Raw genomic sequence first — 16192 nt, forward strand, 5'->3', positions numbered from 1 at the left:
ATACACATCTACCAAAATATGGTATTATCACTTTATGAAAGCTTAATATTAAAAGCTATTTGTAGCGTGATATGCTTAATGGGTAAATCTTACTGAATTTAACCCGTATACAAGAGGTAGATATAATGAAGTTATTTATCAGTTCAGTTTTAGTTCTTATGATTATCACTTTCGGTGTTATGATAGGAATGAGAAATGGTAATGTCGTAGAGGTCAATTTCTTAATTGCAAAAATGTCGTTATCTTTATCTATTGTTATGGCAATCTGTTTTGGCCTAGGTTTTTTATTTACTTGGATTATTTGTGGTTTTCTCTATTTTAGATTATACATAGCTAATAAATTTCTTAAGCGTAAAATAGATAAATCTTCCAAACAAATCCTTAAAAAAGAAGAAAGTATTAATCAGTTGAAACATTCTCAACAACTTGATGCCGATTTTATGCTTAGTAACAAAAAAACAGAATAATATTAATTCATATGGTCTCCTAAATGTTAGAACTCCTTTTTCTTCTCTTGCCTATTGCAGTTGCCTATGGTTGGTACATGGGAAAAAGAAGTGTTAAATATGAAAAGCAGAGTGACGAAGAAAGAATATCAAAAAATATTGTCAACGGTATAAACTTTTTACTGAGTGATCAAAAAGAACAAGCCCTTGAGCTTTTCAGCGCGCTCGCAAAAGAAAAAGGAGACGATTTCGAAGCTCACCTTACCTTGGGTAATCTATTAAGAACTCGAGGGCAAATTGACAGTGCCCTGCAGATTCACGAATCCATTCTAGCCAGTGATGCTCTTACTTTTGAACAAAGATTATTGGCGAAAGAGCATCTTGGTAAAACATATCTTCAAGCCGGCCTACTAGATAGAGCAGAAACTATTTTTAATTCTCTTCTTGATGAAGATGATTATAAAATCCATGCTTCTAAACAACTACTGACCATTCATCAATCTACCAGTGAATGGGACAAAGCATTAATATACGCTAAGAATCTACTTAAAACTGATGGTGATTACTATGAAACCATCATTAGCCAAATTTATTGTGAATTAGCCACGATACAGCTGAATAACAAAAATCATATCGGCGCAGTGGATAATTTAAAATATGCATTAAAAATAGATAACAGATGTGCTAGAGCAAGTTTAATGTTAGCAAAAATTTTCAGAGAATTTAATTCACCTTATATCGCGCTTTTTTTCTATCAAAAAATTTTAGAGCAAGATGAACTCATTTTATTAGATTCTCTAGAAATCATCATTAATTGCTATACTGAATTGAATGCAGATATTGAGTCAATTGATGAGCATTCAAAATTTTTAAGTAGATTAGATTTAAAACCAGAAGATATTAAAATAATGAGTTTATTAGACTTTTTACATAATATAGTGGAACAAGACATTGGCAGTGAAGCGCATATATTTTATGTTAATTTTTTAAGAGAAAAAGACCAATTAAACGCTGCAATCGAACATCTAAAAAAATCTATCTTTAAAAGGCCTACACTGAAATTACTCAAACTATTTATCGAGTTACAAATTGAGTCTCAATCAAATGCAAATACTCACACATCCTTAATGATACTGCGTGATATTATTAATGAGCAGATCATGAAAAAACCTAAGTATCGATGTCGTGGTTGTGGTTTTGCAAGTCATACGCTTTATTGGCATTGTCCATCTTGCAAACAGTGGGCTTCAATTTATTTGATAAAGGGCATCGATGGCCAATAGTCATTATCTTTATAAACGCATTAAAAACAATGAATACAAGCTAAAGGTTCTACTCTACATCAAGTATATTGAGAACAAATTTTACGTTAAATTGAATCATCTATCGGATTTTCGACAACAAATATATAACTGTTTCATTAAAAATAACACAAAAGAAAAATTTAAATAAAGTATATAAGGATAGAAAAAATGACAGATATAATCATTGCATTAGACTATGAAAATGATACAGATGCGTTAGCACTTGTAGATAAGATTGATCCTAATATGGCGAAATTAAAAGTTGGCAAAGAGATGTTTACTCGCTATGGACCTAGCCTAGTTCAACAACTCCATTCTCGTGAATTTAAAGTTTTCTTAGACTTAAAATTTCATGACATCCCAAATACAGTGGCTAAAGCTATTAAAGCATCTGCAGACTTAGGTGTTTGGATGGTCAATGTTCACTCTAGTGGTGGAGAAAAGATGATGACAGCTGCAAAAGAAGCTTTGCATGCGTATGGCAAAGATGCACCACTACTTATTGGTGTGACCGTACTAACCAGTCTTCAGCAAGAAGATCTAACTTTGGTTGGTATCACAAATAGATTACTCGACCACACTCTTTCATTGGCGGAGCTGGCGCAAAAAGTTGGGTTAGACGGAGTAGTATGCTCAGCACAAGAAGCTCAAAACATAAAAAATAAATTAGGACAAAATTTTAGATTAGTCACACCAGGCATTAGATTATCTATGGATAATAGCGACGATCAGAAAAGAGTTGTTACCCCATTAAAGGCAAAAGAACTCGGAGTAGATCATATGGTTATTGGCCGACCCATAACTCAATCAGATAATCCAATTTCAGTCTTAGAGGAAATTTATCATTCTATTAATAATTAAGTGTTTAATTTATTCTAGTGAAGTTTAGTGCTAATTACTTGAACATTTGCAATAGCCTCTATAAACTAAACGCTTTGATGCCTATAATAAACGCACTTGTGGTATATACATAAATATATTGAATTGCCATTAAACTTAATTATAAACCCTAATTAGTATAACGACTTATGAACCTTAAAGATTTTTATTTCGATTTACCAGAAGAATTAATTGCTAAATATCCAAGTCCCAAAAGGCGTGACTGTCGTTTACTTGAACTTAATGGCCATTCTGGAGAGCTCTTTGATAAAACATTTAGTGATGTGGTAGATGAGATAAGTGAACATGATCTACTTATTTTCAATAACACTAAAGTGATCCCTGCAAGAGTATATGGATACAAGGAAAGTGGTGGTAAAATTGAAATTTTAGTCGAGCGACTTCTTGATGAATATAGGGCTTTAGCACATATAAGATCGTCTAAGTCCCCAAAACCAGGAACAAAGCTTCTTCTTTGTCAGAACAATAGTTCAACTCATTTAGACTTAAATACAGCTAAAGAGAATCCCTCTTGTATCTTTGAAGTTATTATGACTAAGAGACATGATACTTTGTTTGAAATTAACTCGGGTAATACCCCCATATTAACTATTTTAAACACGATTGGGCATATGCCTCTACCTCCTTACATTAATAGAGCCGATGAAATTTCTGACAAAGAACGCTATCAAACGGTATATGCTAAAACGGAAGGGGCGGTTGCTGCACCTACAGCAGGACTACATTTTGATGAAGAACTCATAGAATCAATTAAATCCAAAGGAGCTCAAATAGCTTATGTAACTTTGCATGTTGGGGCGGGTACTTTTCAGCCTGTTAGAGTCGAAAATATTTTAGATCACCAAATGCATAGTGAGTATGCAGTGGTATCTGCGGAAACTGTTGAAGCAATAAAAATGTGCAAACGGCAAGGAGGTAGAGTAATCGCAGTTGGAACGACTTCAATGCGATCACTTGAGAGCGCTGCACTCGCAAGTTTACCAAATTCTTTGACTGAGATTGATAAAAGAACAGTTGAATTTGATGTTGAGGCATTAAACAGTTTTCAAAATGATACAAATATTTTTATTTATCCAGGTTATACTTTTAAACTAGTAGATACCTTAATTACTAATTTCCATCTCCCTGAATCAACACTTATTATGCTTGTTAGTGCTTTTGCTGGCTATGAACATACTATGAATGCCTACGAACATGCTATTAAAAATAAATATCAATTTTTTAGCTATGGCGATGCTATGCTTATAAAAAAGTATAATTAAATTAACAAAAAATTAGAAAAAGATTAGAATATAACACGACTAAAATGATATGAAAGGTTATGAATTTAAAATGTCTGAACAGCAAACTAAAATGAAATACGAACTTATTAATACCGATAATAATGCAAGACGTGGTCGACTACACTTTAAAAGGGGAGTCGTTGAAACGCCTGCTTTTATGCCAGTAGGTACCTATGGTACGGTGAAAGGAATGACACCAGAAGAAGTGAAAGAAACTGGAGCCCATATACTTTTGGGCAATACTTTCCATTTATGGTTACGGCCTGGTCAAGAAGTGATTAAAGCGCATGGGGATTTGCATGATTTTATGCAGTGGCAAGGTCCCATCTTAACAGATTCAGGTGGATTTCAAGTTTTCAGTCTTGGTGCCATGAGAAAAATATCTGAAGAAGGGGTATCATTTAAACACCCTATCAATGGGTCTACAATTTTTTTAAGTCCTGAAAAATCAATGGAAATACAATATGATTTGGGATCTGATATTGTTATGATTTTTGATGAATGCACACCATATCCCGCTGATAAAAAATATGCTGAAGATTCCATGAATCTTTCTTTAAGATGGTCCGCTCGTAGTAAAATCAAATTTGAAGAGCTGAATAATCCTAATGCTTTATTTGGTATAATACAGGGTGGTGTTTACGAAGAGTTACGTGATCAATCCTTAAATGGGCTTATGAATATAGGTTTCGATGGCTACGCAGTCGGTGGACTTGCTGTGGGAGAACCCAAAGAAGATATGCATCGAATTTTAGAATATATATGCCCAAAGATCCCTGAAGATAAACCTCGCTATTTGATGGGCGTTGGAAAACCCGAAGATTTAGTTGAGGGTGTTAGACGGGGTATAGACATGTTTGACTGTGTAATGCCAACAAGAAATGCAAGAAATGGACATTTATTTGTATCACATGGGGTAATTAAAATCCGCAATGCTAAGTATAAAAACGATACAGGCCGTTTAGATCCTGAATGTGATTGTTATACTTGCAAAAACTATACACTAGCTTATCTACATCATCTAGATAAATGCAATGAAATTTTAGGTGCAAGATTAAACACTATCCATAACTTACGCTATTATCAAAAACTTATGAGCGATATTCGCTCTGCGATTGAAGAGAATAGATTTGAACAATTTGCCGATGCTTTTTATGCGAAAATTGGTAAAACACCCGCTTAATTTTTTTAAACGGTTAAACGATTAACCATCACTACAACAATAAGGAGTTTTTATGAGTTTTTTTATTTCTTCTGCGCATGCTAACGAAGCTGCATCAGGTGCTGCAAATGCCGCAGCAGCAAATGCTTACGGAGATTACGGTACCATTATAATTATGGTTGCATTTGGACTTATTTTTTATTTTATGATAATTCGTCCGCAACAAAAAAGAGCAAAGGCTCATCGTGAATTAATGAATTCAATTTCAAAAGGCAATGAAGTACTCACTAATGGTGGTTTAGTTGGCAGGGTGACTAAAGTGTCTGACTCTGGTTATATTACCATTGCTTTAAATGAAACAAATGAAGTCGTTATTAAGCGTGATTTCATTGCAGCTGTATTGCCAAAAGGCACAATCAAGGAGTTAGAATAATTTTAAGGCGATTGACTATTTCATTCAATCGCCTACTAGTAATTAAATTAACCTACCCACTGTTAAATACAGTCATTTTTCTAATGAATCAAATTTCAAGGAATTGTTGTGATTAATAAATATCCCTTATGGAAATATATCCTACTTATTATAGCTATCTTAGTCGGTATAATTTTTGCCTTACCTAATCTATATGGTGAAGATCCTGCCATTCAAATCAACGGGGCTAGGGGGACAGAAGTCTCTTTAGCTACTAGAGATAGAGTAGAAAATGTATTAAGAACAAAGGATATTACCTTTTCAAATATTAATCTGTCTAACGGATCAATCCTGATAAGATTCTTAGATCAAAAAGATCAGCTCTCTGCAAAAACTGCATTACTCGATGAACTCGGTAAAGACTACATAATAGCCCTTAATTTAGCCCCTGCAACCCCAGCTTGGCTCAAAGCGATCAATGCAGAACCTTTAAAATTAGGATTAGATCTGCGTGGTGGTGTACATTTCCTAGTGGAAATCGACACAGATACAGTATTAGCTAAACTACAAGAACAAACAATAGATACAGTAAAATCAACACTTAGTGATAAAAAAATTGACCTAACTAAAATTCAAAAAGCAGAGGATTTCTCCACCGAGTTTCTTTTCGTTGATGTAGAGACTAAAGATAGAGCATTTGCTATTTTAAATACTTTAAGCCAAGAAATAACAGTTACTCCGCATAGTGACAACTCAATCCTAGTCAGATCATCTGATATTAGACTAAATGAAGCCAAAAATAATGCGCTGACCCAAAACTTAACTATCATAAGAAATCGTGTCAACCAATTAGGTGTTGCAGAGCCAGTAGTCCAACGCCAAGGCAATGATAGAATTGTGATTGACTTACCAGGTATTCAAGATACAGCTAGAGCTAAAGAGATTCTTGGCGCTACTGCAACACTTGAATTTCGTTTAATTAATCAAAACGTATCTCAAGCTAACATCAGCCGTGGAAGAATTCCTGGGGATACCGAAATCAAATTTGATAAAAATAATACACCAATTGCAGTATTTAAAAAAGCAGCACTTACTGGCGATCATATCAACGATGCCACTTATGCTCCGGATGATAAAGGGCTACCTTCTGTAAGTATTTCTTTAGATAGTGCTGGTGGCGCTATCATGCAAAAGGTCTCACAACAAAACTTAAATAAGCCTATGGCGACACTTTTTGTAGAATACAGGGAAGGGGATAAGTTGGATGAAAATGGCCGACCTATTCTTGAAAAACATGAAGAAATTATTAATACGGCCAATATTGCAGGTATATTTGGTAGCCAATTTCAAATTACAGGCCTTGATAATCCAGAAGAAGCTCGTCAACTCTCTATTTTACTTCGAGCTGGGGCACTTATTGCACCCATTCAAATCATTGAAGAAAGTACTGTAGGGCCTTCTCTTGGTGCACAAAATATAATTAAAGGTTTTCAAGCCTCTATCGGTGGATTTATTGCATCCGTGCTGTTCATGCTTATTTATTATCGTGGCTTTGGTTTAATTGCAAGTTTTGCTTTAACAGTCAACTTAATCATGATAATTGGTGTAATGTCTATGATCCCTGGGGCGACACTTACAATGCCAGGGATAGCTGGGATTGTGCTAACTGTGGCCATTGCGGTTGATGCTAATGTGCTTATCTATGAGCGAATAAAGGAAGAATTAAAAAATGGCCGCTCAGTTCAACAAGCTATACACGAAGGATATAAAGGTGCATTTTCCACTATTTTGGACGCAAACTTGACCACTATCATTACAGCGATAATTCTATATGCTGTAGGCACAGGTTCTATCAAAGGGTTTGCGATCACGACCACTATCGGTGTAGCAACCTCTATGGTCACTGCAATTGCAGGTACAAGAGCAATCGTTAATCTTAAATACGGCAACAAACGTATCAATAAATTATCAATATAGCCATTGAGGGCTATAAATTAGGAGTGAATTGTGTCTAGTGAATATACAGTAGAATCATTAAATAATGGCCGTAGAGTTTTTGATTTTATGCGTTGGTCTAAAACAGCTTATGCTTTATCTATTTTCCTGCTTATAGCTTCCATCGTAATTATTTATTTAAAAGGGTTTAACTTGGGGCTTGATTTTACAGGGGGATTAGTTGCGGAAATAAAATTTGAACAAGCTGCAGATCTTGATGAAATAAGAGATACCCTTTCAGCAAATGGTTTTAACCAAGCTGTTGTACAAAATTTTGGTAGTTTAGACACCATTTTATTACGTATCCCACCCATTGATGATCCATCAATAACCCAAACTATTGGTGAAGATTTAAAAATATTGCTCAGTAAGAATATAAGTGGTAATCCAACGATTAATAGTCTCGATGTTTCAGGCCCTACTGTAGGTGCAGAACTCGCTGAAAGTGGAACAGTGGCATTAATATCTGCGCTAGTAGCCATTTTGATTTATGTGGGGTTCCGTTTTGAATGGCGTCTTGCTCTAGGAGCTGTGCTATCTTTAGCACATGATGTAATTATCACGTTAGGTATTTTATCTCTTTTTCAAATTGAAATTGATTTAACGATTATTGCTTCTTTAATGTCTGTCATTGGATATTCATTAAATGACAGTATCGTTATATCAGATAGAATTAGAGAAAATTTTAGAAAATTACGCATAGGTACTCCCTACGAAATTCTTAATGTATCGATTACACAGACTTTAGCAAGAACACTTGTTACTTCAGGAACCACATTAATGGTTGTTGCCATGATGTTTATTTTTGGTGGTGATATTTTAAGAGGATTTTCATCTGTAATGCTTATTGGGGTATCACTTGGTACAATTTCTTCAATATATGTTGCTTGTGCAATTACTTTAAGCTTAGGAATTAAAAGAGAGCACATGCTAATTGCTAAAGTTGAAAAAGAAGGGGCTGATCAAGATATTATTACTCCTTAAAAAGCATACATTTCTTCATGTATTTTATTTTTAATTAAATAATAACTACAAAAAAAGCCTATTTAAGCAGGATTATGCATTCACTATCCATAACACCTATTAAAATCTAATAGGTGTTATGGCAAATAGGTCTGCAATAGATAAACATCACTATGAGATAAAATTGGTTTTATTTATATTTAGATTTAGTGGATGTATATCTATTAAGTAATTCTTCCGAGTACTGTCTAAACAGTACAGCTTCATCTAACAGTTCACACGCTTTAACCTTTAATTGGTTAATATGCAGAGAAAAAACATGATCATCGGGCACAATAGTGACTTGTTTCATAGAATCAACAAGCTCTTGATTTTTTTCAGCTAATTTTTTATTTTCGATATCTTTTAATTCTACCATGCGCTTCAAATCTTGATGCTTATCTTCAATCAAGGCTTGGTATTGATTAAATAACAATATCACTTGATCAAAAGATGAATCTAAATCCAGTTGCCCATTATTACTATCTAAAGTATTATTATTTTCTTGCATAAAAAATCCTTATTCTAATCCGCCTCTAATACATTGCGTCTGGGGACTGAAATTCATAAATATTTCCTAGATTTAATATCTTAGTTAACTCATCAAGTGCTCTATAATTTTCTTGAAGAAGAAGAGGATCTGCTAAATCGGCAACCGTTAATCTGTCTCGATAATGAATATCAATCCATGTCTCTAATTTATTAAATAATTCCTCATCTAAGATAACACCTTGATTCATTGAGGTCAACTCCGCATAGTTCATCGCAACACGTAGTCTTAAACATGCAGGCCCTCCCCCATTTTGCATACTTTCAGTTAAATTAAAGATCATCATTTCATCAATTAAGGAATTACGTAAAATATGATTATGCAAAAAATCCCATACCCTTGGATTTTCTTCAACTTCGGATGGGACTATCAAAAGCATTTTTCCATTCGGTTTACTTAATAATTGACTATTAAATAGATAAGTTTGAACACAATCATCTAGAGTCACCCACTCTTTAGGGGCAAGGATAGGATTAAATTCCACTTCAAAAGTGTTGAGTTTTCTTCTGATTTCTTCTATTACCAAATGGCTCTGTTCAAATGCTTGCTCGTGGTAAAATAAAACATTTTTATTGCTGACCGCTATAACATCGTTGTGAAATACACCTGAATCTATAGCTAATCGATTTTGTTTAGCAAGAACAACATGCTTATCTTGCAATTGGTGCAAACGTATAATAGCTTCACAGGATTGCTTGGTTTGCCTTGCAGGAAAGCGTTTTGGTCCATTATCTAAATCATAACAATCAACACCATAAACAAAAAGTTCCACTCCCTCCTTACCGTAGTCTGCACTTAAACGATTATGATTTGCAGCGCCTTCATCCCCAAACATTAGATTATGTGGTAAGACTCGATGATGTGCAAACCTTTGAGGATTGTTAAAAATTGCCTGGAGTACCCTGCTAGTAGTTTCATGTTCAAATGAACGATGAAATTTATTTTGCAGATTCGCAGGCGTTATATGCATTCTTCCATCACCAGTATCTGCAGAAGGAGAGATAGTTGCCGCATTTGCAACCCACATATTAGAGGCCGAAGCGAGCATAGAGAGCAACTCAGGTGCTGTATCTTTTGCCTTTTGTAAAACTTGTGTTTCTGTTCCTTCAAAGCCTAATTGCCTTAATCCAGGTATAAATGGCCGCTGTTGTGGGGGAAGTACCGCCTGCTTAAACCCTCTATCCATAAGAGACTTCATTTTATAAAGTCCTTGCTTAGCGGCAGCTTTAGGATTTGAAGCTTTAAACTGATGTTGCATTGAAGCTTTATTGCCGAATGCTAAACCCGCATAATGATGTGTTGAACCTACTAACCCATCGAAATTCACTTCCACACCTTGCTGAGCAAGAGGTAATAAAGAGTGATCACTTGACATATAAGGCCTCATTTTTAATCATCTTTTAATATTAATCCAGAAGGTAAAACCTCAGGGCACTTGAGTAATTCACTCATCATACTTGCAACGGGATAGGCGCAATAATCAGCGGCATAATACGCACTAGGTCTATGATTACCTGATTTACCTATGCCACCAAAAGGTGCCATGCTAGATGCACCCGTTAATGGCTTATTCCAATTAACGATACCTGCATTTATTTTATATTTAAATTCTTCAAATAACTCAGGTGATTTAGAAATTAAACCAGCTGCTAAACCAAATTGAGTATCATTAGCTATATCAATCGCTTCTTCAAATGAATCATATCTGTAGACTGTAACCAAAGGCCCAAAGTACTCTTCATCAGGTAAACGTAATCCGGTTGCATCTATCACACCTGGACTTAGCAATGCTTTAATTCTCGTTGACTGCTTCATATTAAGTAAGGCTTTTGCCCCCAAGTGCTGCAATTTACTTTCTGTTCGTAATAATTTATCAGCAGTCACTGTATTTATGACTGTTCCCATAAAAGGAGAGGGATTATCATCCCATGCCCCCAAAGAAATTTCTCTGGTGGCAGAGATAAATTGAGTTAAAAAGTCATCACATTTGATACTATTTTTAACAATAAGACGGCGTGCACATGTGCAGCGTTGTCCTGCAGAAATAAAAGAAGAAAATGTTGTCGTATATAAAGCAGCTTTTAATGAATCGAAATCGTCGATTATCAAGGGATTATTACCCCCCATTTCAAGTGCAATCAGTTTATGCACATCGCCTGCTAATTGTTTATGGATAGATATGCCAGTTGAAGCACTCCCAGTAAATAATACACCATTTATATCAGGATGATTAAGTAGCTGTTGCCCTGTTTCTCTTGCCCCATTGATTAAATGAACAACACCTTTATCCACGCCAGCTGCTAATAAAAGTCTCACTAATAAAGTGCCCGTTAAAGGGGTCAATTCACTCGGTTTAAAAAGGACACTATTCCCAGCAATTAATGCAGGTACGATATGACCATTGGGTAGATGTCCTGGAAAATTATAAGGACCTAAAACGACTAGAACTCCGTGTGGCTTATGCATTAAGGCTTGAAGATCTGCCCCGTTATTAGATGAATTAGTTGGCGTTCTTGCATGATAAGCATCAATTGAAATGTCTACTTTGCCAATCATGGCTTGGACTTCGGTCAAAGACTCCCAAAAAGGTTTACCAGTCTCTTTAGAAATAGATACTGCCAATTCATTTTTAAATTTCAGCAGCAGATTACTGTAATTTTTAAGCACGCTGACTCTATGCTCTATTCCTTTTAAATACCAGCCGAAACCAGAATTTTTGGCAATTTGGACCGCTTCATTAACAAGTGCTTCATCTGCATAATTACCATCAAAAAGAGGAATATCATAAAAAGGATCTCTTTTAGTGAATATATCGCCCTTACCTTTGAGCCATTCACCATTTATTATATGGTTTTTGTCTATATCTAATCCATCGTGGATATGCTTTTCAATATTCTCAAAAGGATTTAGCATAATATGGCTCCTAAGATAATTGTTTCATTCTGACTAAATGCCCTGATTTTAGATGAAGTGCTTTAATTACAGCTGGATGTAAATAGAGCCTATTTTCTAAAATCTTAGCAAAGCACACTGTCACTTTATAAAGTTCGACCTCAATTTGTTCATTAGCAACTAGGCAAAGTATGGTGGAATGGATTTTATCAAATTCAGCCTCTGAATTTTCATGATCATAAAGTGAAATGGTCTCATCGATATCCCAAACCATCAGCTGACTCTCTTTGATGGTTTTAACTTCATCAATTTGGGCTTCTAAGGCTGGACCACCGTCAAAAATGTCTATATGATTTTGAAATCTGAGCCCTTCCCTTTCTAACATTTTTCGTGCAGGTATTGTTTGTAGATGCACTTCACCTATGCAATTTTTAACTTGTTGAGGCATTAGATCAACATATAAAGGATGTTTAGGCATTAACTCTGCAATAAACGCTTTTTGGCCTGTACCAGAAAGAAAGTCAACATCATCAAATTCCATAGAAAAAAAATGTTTACCTATATTCTCCCAGAAAGGAGATTGATTATTTTCATCACGGAATCCTCTTAATTCTGCAATAATAACGTCAGGAAAAAGTTCACGATTCGCGGCAATAAATAGGAGTCTTGATTTTGATAGCAATCTTCCTAGGGCACCTTTACGATAGTTAGGAGACAGAAACAAAGTACATAATTCGCTATACCCTGTATGGTCATTACTAAGAACTAAGGTCGAAAGTGTTTGGTAGACATTTAAGGCTTTTGAAGCATGTACTTCTTTTGTTACTCTATAACTATACCATGGCTCGCTGAGCCCAACAGCTACCTCTATCGCACAAACACCAACAACTTTGTTTAACGAAGTATCTTCCATCACAAAAAGATAACCTTGTTCACTCAAAGGCAATTCTTTAGACCATGTTCTCAATGAGCGCATGACTCTGTTTGCAATAGTCTGTTCATCATTCGGCAGAGTGGTTAGTCCTCCCCCCGTAAACAAGGAAAGATCTAAAATATCTTGAACATCCTTTTCTATTGCTGGGCGCATAATAATCATAAAAAATCCTTATTTGAGATATTTATTATAGAGCTTATGTCATCATACTGAATTGATTTATCATATTTTAGCTTAGCATTATTAGCCAAATTCTTTTAATTTAACAAACGCATTTTGCAATCTATCAAGGCCATCAATAATCAAATCATCAGGAATGATTAATGAAGGGGCAAAACGTAAGACATTTGGACCTGCCATTAATAACATAACACCTTCCTTATGTGCTGAGGCAATAATTTCCTTAGCATGGTTCTGATATTTCCCTTTAAGCTCAGCGCCTATTAGCATACCTTTTCCTCTTATACTATTAAATGCATCAAACTGATCATTAATTTTTTCTAGTTTCTCTCTAAAAATTTGATGTTTCAGATCCACATTATTTAATACTTCTGGCTGATTTATTAGGCTTAATACTTTAAGTGAAACAGAGGCAGCAAGAGGATTACCTCCATACGTAGTGCCATGTGTGCCTACAGTGAAATGCCTAGCAAATTTATCTGTCGTTAGCATAGCACCAATAGGAAAACCACCACCCAAAGATTTTGCAGTTGTTAAGACATCGGGTAATACGCCATGATGCATATAAGCATAGAGTTTACCAGTCCTCCCGACTCCCGTCTGGACCTCATCAAAAATTAAAACTGCGTTATATTTATCGCACAATGATCTTAATCCTTGCAAAAATTCTGTTTGCGCTGGCAGCACTCCGCCCTCACCCTGAATAGGTTCTACAATCACGGCTGCTGTTTTTTCGGTTATTAATTGTTCTGCTGCAGATAAATCATTAAATGCTGAGTGGTGAATACCCGGAGGCAACGGTACAAAATCTTGAGAATATTTTGGCTGACCACCAGTTGAAACAGTGAACAAAGTTCTACCATGAAAAGAATTATTAAATGCTAAAATCTCATTTTTTCCAGATTCTGGACCGAAAATATCTAATGCATATTTTCTTGCCAATTTTAATGCCGCTTCATTAGCTTCTGCACCTGAGTTACAGAAAAATGCCTTATCCGCAAAGGTGTTATCTATGAGCATTTTTGCAAGTCTCAAAACTGGCTCATTAGTATAAGTATTTGCAAGATGCCATACTTTTTGAGCCTGTTCTATAATTGTTTTGACTAATTCAGGATGAGCATGCCCAAGAGCATTAACAGCAATCCCCCCTGCAAAATCAATATACTTATTGTTATTTTGATCAAAAACTAATGATCCCTGCCCATGTGTAATAATAAAATCTGCTGGACTATAAGTAGGGACAATCCATTGCTCAAAATCGTTTCTTGTAACATTCAATGTGGCGTAATTATTGTTGATTAAATAACTATCATTATCTGTAGCCATAGTGGTTTCCTTTCTGTTAAATGTCTTAGAGAGTTAATATGCCTTGATTGCATAATACAACAAAGTGCTGAAATGTGTTAATACTCTTGTTCTTAAATCTTAAAAAAATGCTTATCATGTAGCATTGATCATATAAAACAACTCAAATCCTAACTTCATTAATAGGCATTTCTTTATTATTTAAGTCTGAAAGTATTATTTCCCTTCTTTGAATGTTAACTTTCTAGTAGTCGATTAATGAATAATTTTGGCTCTGTTTGGTATGTCAAAAGCATATTTATTTAGTCAACGTAAACTACCATCACTAAACATAGCAAAAACTTTTCTTGCATCTTGATAACTTAATGTAGGAACAATAACCCTAGATGGCAATTATTAAATATGAATTAATTCAGCGTTGAAGAATTTAATTTTATACAAAAAAACAAAACTCTAAATGTCTTATCATATTTCAACAAATTATTATGCAAAAATGCAACTATGTAATAGATTTGAAATGGTTAATTTGTTAAAATTAATTCTTTATACATTTAATTTTATCAAGGAAACTAATATGTCAATTAAAGAAATTTTTGGGATAATTTTGCTTATAGTTATTATTGCTGCATTCGGTTATGGTATGTTTTATCTGGGCGTGAAGATCTATACAAAAAAAATAGCTTCATTATCTGATGAAAGGCTTATTAAGGCCTATAAAGGTAGTCGTCTTCTGATGAATATTGTTTTATCAGTTTTCTTTGCTGTTGTATTAGTCTTTGTTGCAAAAGCTTTAATTGCTATAATTTTTGGCGTAGTACCTTTTGCTACAACTAAGGTAATGCATAAAAGATATGCGCAAGCAATCATAGATAGAGGGTTAGAACTACCTAAAGTTTAATCAATATAAGTTGATTTAATTTGTAGTCGCATAGCCACTTAAACACTTTTAGTCGGCTATGCTTTTTACACATTTTCTAATTTAGCTTTTAACAAAAAAGTGTATGATTTTATCCTTACAATCTTTTTTCCGGTCTTCAATTTAGCTAATATTTGTTGTCTTAGGTTCAAATTTTTAATAAACATGGCCAGACTATACTTAATATTTTTATATTTTTGATAGATTTAGTTCTTCTACTCTATTTTTAACTTTAAATCCTCTCGGTAGATGCTCTGTGTCTCCCCAAAAAAGCCACAAAAATATAATTAAACTAATAAGACCTATAAGTTTTTTACTAATAAAACCACTCACTGCATAACTTTCTTTACCCCAATTATATAGTGTAAGAAAGGCATCTCACTTGTGCTAAGTTTTCTTTTAAGTCTTATCATTAATTCTAATATTCAATATGAAAAAATCATCTTCATTCAACATGTTATTTGATCTCAGCAAGTAATCAGTATACCAGTACACTTTTATTTACTTTCCTTTGATTTCCTTACTCTTTTTCATCAACTAGAGTAGTAGAAGTGTGTCAAATATCTGCAATATGCCACTTAATCCGAATGACAGAATCCGATATAAATTCTTTATCCCATGCAACTAAGGATTAATCATTTAAGCTAGTATGTTTGGGCCTTTTAGTTGAATCATTTGTCAAAGGATAGATTTGATCTTCTATTTTATAGCATTCTTTACTTTCTTGATTATAAAAGGCACCAGATAATAGACATTTAGTGCGTTTATTAGTACTTCTTTTGTGGTGAGCTACATTCATTCTTTCCTGTTTTTATACTTGCCTCAAGATATACCAAATATATTTTAGACAACCTAAAAGCGTTAAGTCTAACCCACTTACTAAACAACTCCCTCAAGTAAGATAAAAAGTA

General features: G+C 34.5%; 14 protein-coding genes. 9 read left to right on the plus strand and 5 right to left on the minus strand.

Features of this window, described 5'->3' with window-relative positions; all coding sequences use genetic code 11:
* Positions 1-125 precede the first annotated feature (125 nt).
* From ACFFIT_RS04810 to secF, 8 genes are all read left to right on the plus strand, one after another.
* On the plus strand, positions 126-467 hold the full coding sequence (locus tag ACFFIT_RS04810; RefSeq protein ID WP_385876516.1) for a LapA family protein: 342 nt from the start codon (positions 126-128) through the stop codon (positions 465-467).
* Between the two features lie 23 nt (positions 468-490).
* On the plus strand, positions 491-1729 hold the full coding sequence (locus ACFFIT_RS04815) for a lipopolysaccharide assembly protein LapB (protein ID WP_385876517.1): 1239 nt from the start codon (positions 491-493) through the stop codon (positions 1727-1729).
* A 189-nt stretch (positions 1730-1918) separates the two neighbouring features.
* Positions 1919-2611 (plus strand): orotidine-5'-phosphate decarboxylase, encoded by a 693-nt coding sequence (pyrF, locus tag ACFFIT_RS04820; protein WP_385876518.1) that lies wholly within the window; start codon positions 1919-1921, stop codon positions 2609-2611.
* 167 nt (positions 2612-2778) lie between these two features.
* Positions 2779-3912, plus strand: a complete 1134-nt coding sequence (queA, locus tag ACFFIT_RS04825; RefSeq protein ID WP_385876519.1) for a tRNA preQ1(34) S-adenosylmethionine ribosyltransferase-isomerase QueA — start codon at positions 2779-2781, stop codon at positions 3910-3912.
* Positions 3913-4003: 91 nt separating this feature from the next.
* Positions 4004-5116, plus strand: coding sequence for a tRNA guanosine(34) transglycosylase Tgt (gene tgt / locus ACFFIT_RS04830; protein ID WP_385876577.1), 1113 nt, complete (start codon positions 4004-4006; stop codon positions 5114-5116).
* Between the two features lie 52 nt (positions 5117-5168).
* Positions 5169-5528 carry a preprotein translocase subunit YajC gene (gene yajC / locus ACFFIT_RS04835; protein ID WP_385876520.1) on the plus strand — a complete coding sequence of 120 codons (360 nt, stop codon included), beginning with the start codon at positions 5169-5171 and terminating at the stop codon, positions 5526-5528.
* A 108-nt stretch (positions 5529-5636) separates the two neighbouring features.
* Entirely contained in the window at positions 5637-7484 is a 1848-nt protein-coding gene (gene secD, locus ACFFIT_RS04840) for a protein translocase subunit SecD (RefSeq protein ID WP_385876521.1), read from the plus strand.
* A 30-nt stretch (positions 7485-7514) separates the two neighbouring features.
* Complete coding sequence (gene secF, locus ACFFIT_RS04845; protein WP_385876522.1) at positions 7515-8486, plus strand: protein translocase subunit SecF; 972 nt, start codon at positions 7515-7517, stop codon at positions 8484-8486.
* Positions 8487-8655: 169 nt separating this feature from the next.
* Here secF and ACFFIT_RS04850 read toward each other — a convergent pair whose 3' ends face one another.
* The 5 genes from ACFFIT_RS04850 to ACFFIT_RS04870 all read right to left on the minus strand — a co-directional run bounded on the left by ACFFIT_RS04850 (position 8656) and on the right by ACFFIT_RS04870 (position 14386).
* On the minus strand, positions 8656-9015 hold the full coding sequence (locus tag ACFFIT_RS04850; RefSeq protein ID WP_385876523.1) for a hypothetical protein: 360 nt from the start codon (positions 9013-9015) through the stop codon (positions 8656-8658).
* Between the two features lie 25 nt (positions 9016-9040).
* Positions 9041-10429 carry an N-succinylarginine dihydrolase gene (gene astB, locus ACFFIT_RS04855; protein WP_385876524.1) on the minus strand — a complete coding sequence of 463 codons (1389 nt, stop codon included), beginning with the start codon at positions 10427-10429 and terminating at the stop codon, positions 9041-9043.
* Positions 10430-10443: 14 nt separating this feature from the next.
* On the minus strand, positions 10444-11967 hold the full coding sequence (astD, locus tag ACFFIT_RS04860; RefSeq protein WP_385876525.1) for a succinylglutamate-semialdehyde dehydrogenase: 1524 nt from the start codon (positions 11965-11967) through the stop codon (positions 10444-10446).
* Positions 11968-11977: 10 nt separating this feature from the next.
* Positions 11978-13042 (minus strand): arginine N-succinyltransferase, encoded by a 1065-nt coding sequence (astA, locus tag ACFFIT_RS04865; protein ID WP_385876526.1) that lies wholly within the window; start codon positions 13040-13042, stop codon positions 11978-11980.
* An 81-nt stretch (positions 13043-13123) separates the two neighbouring features.
* Positions 13124-14386: a bifunctional succinylornithine transaminase/acetylornithine transaminase gene (locus ACFFIT_RS04870; protein WP_385876527.1), complete on the minus strand. Its 1263-nt coding sequence runs from the start codon at positions 14384-14386 to the stop codon at positions 13124-13126.
* A 553-nt stretch (positions 14387-14939) separates the two neighbouring features.
* Here ACFFIT_RS04870 and ACFFIT_RS04875 point away from each other — a divergent pair.
* Positions 14940-15263, plus strand: a complete 324-nt coding sequence (locus ACFFIT_RS04875) for a hypothetical protein (RefSeq protein ID WP_385876528.1) — start codon at positions 14940-14942, stop codon at positions 15261-15263.
* The last annotated feature ends 929 nt before the right edge of the window (positions 15264-16192 follow it).

Source organism: Thorsellia kenyensis (assembly GCF_042432445.1).
GTDB classification, from domain to species: domain Bacteria; phylum Pseudomonadota; class Gammaproteobacteria; order Enterobacterales; family Thorselliaceae; genus Thorsellia; species Thorsellia kenyensis.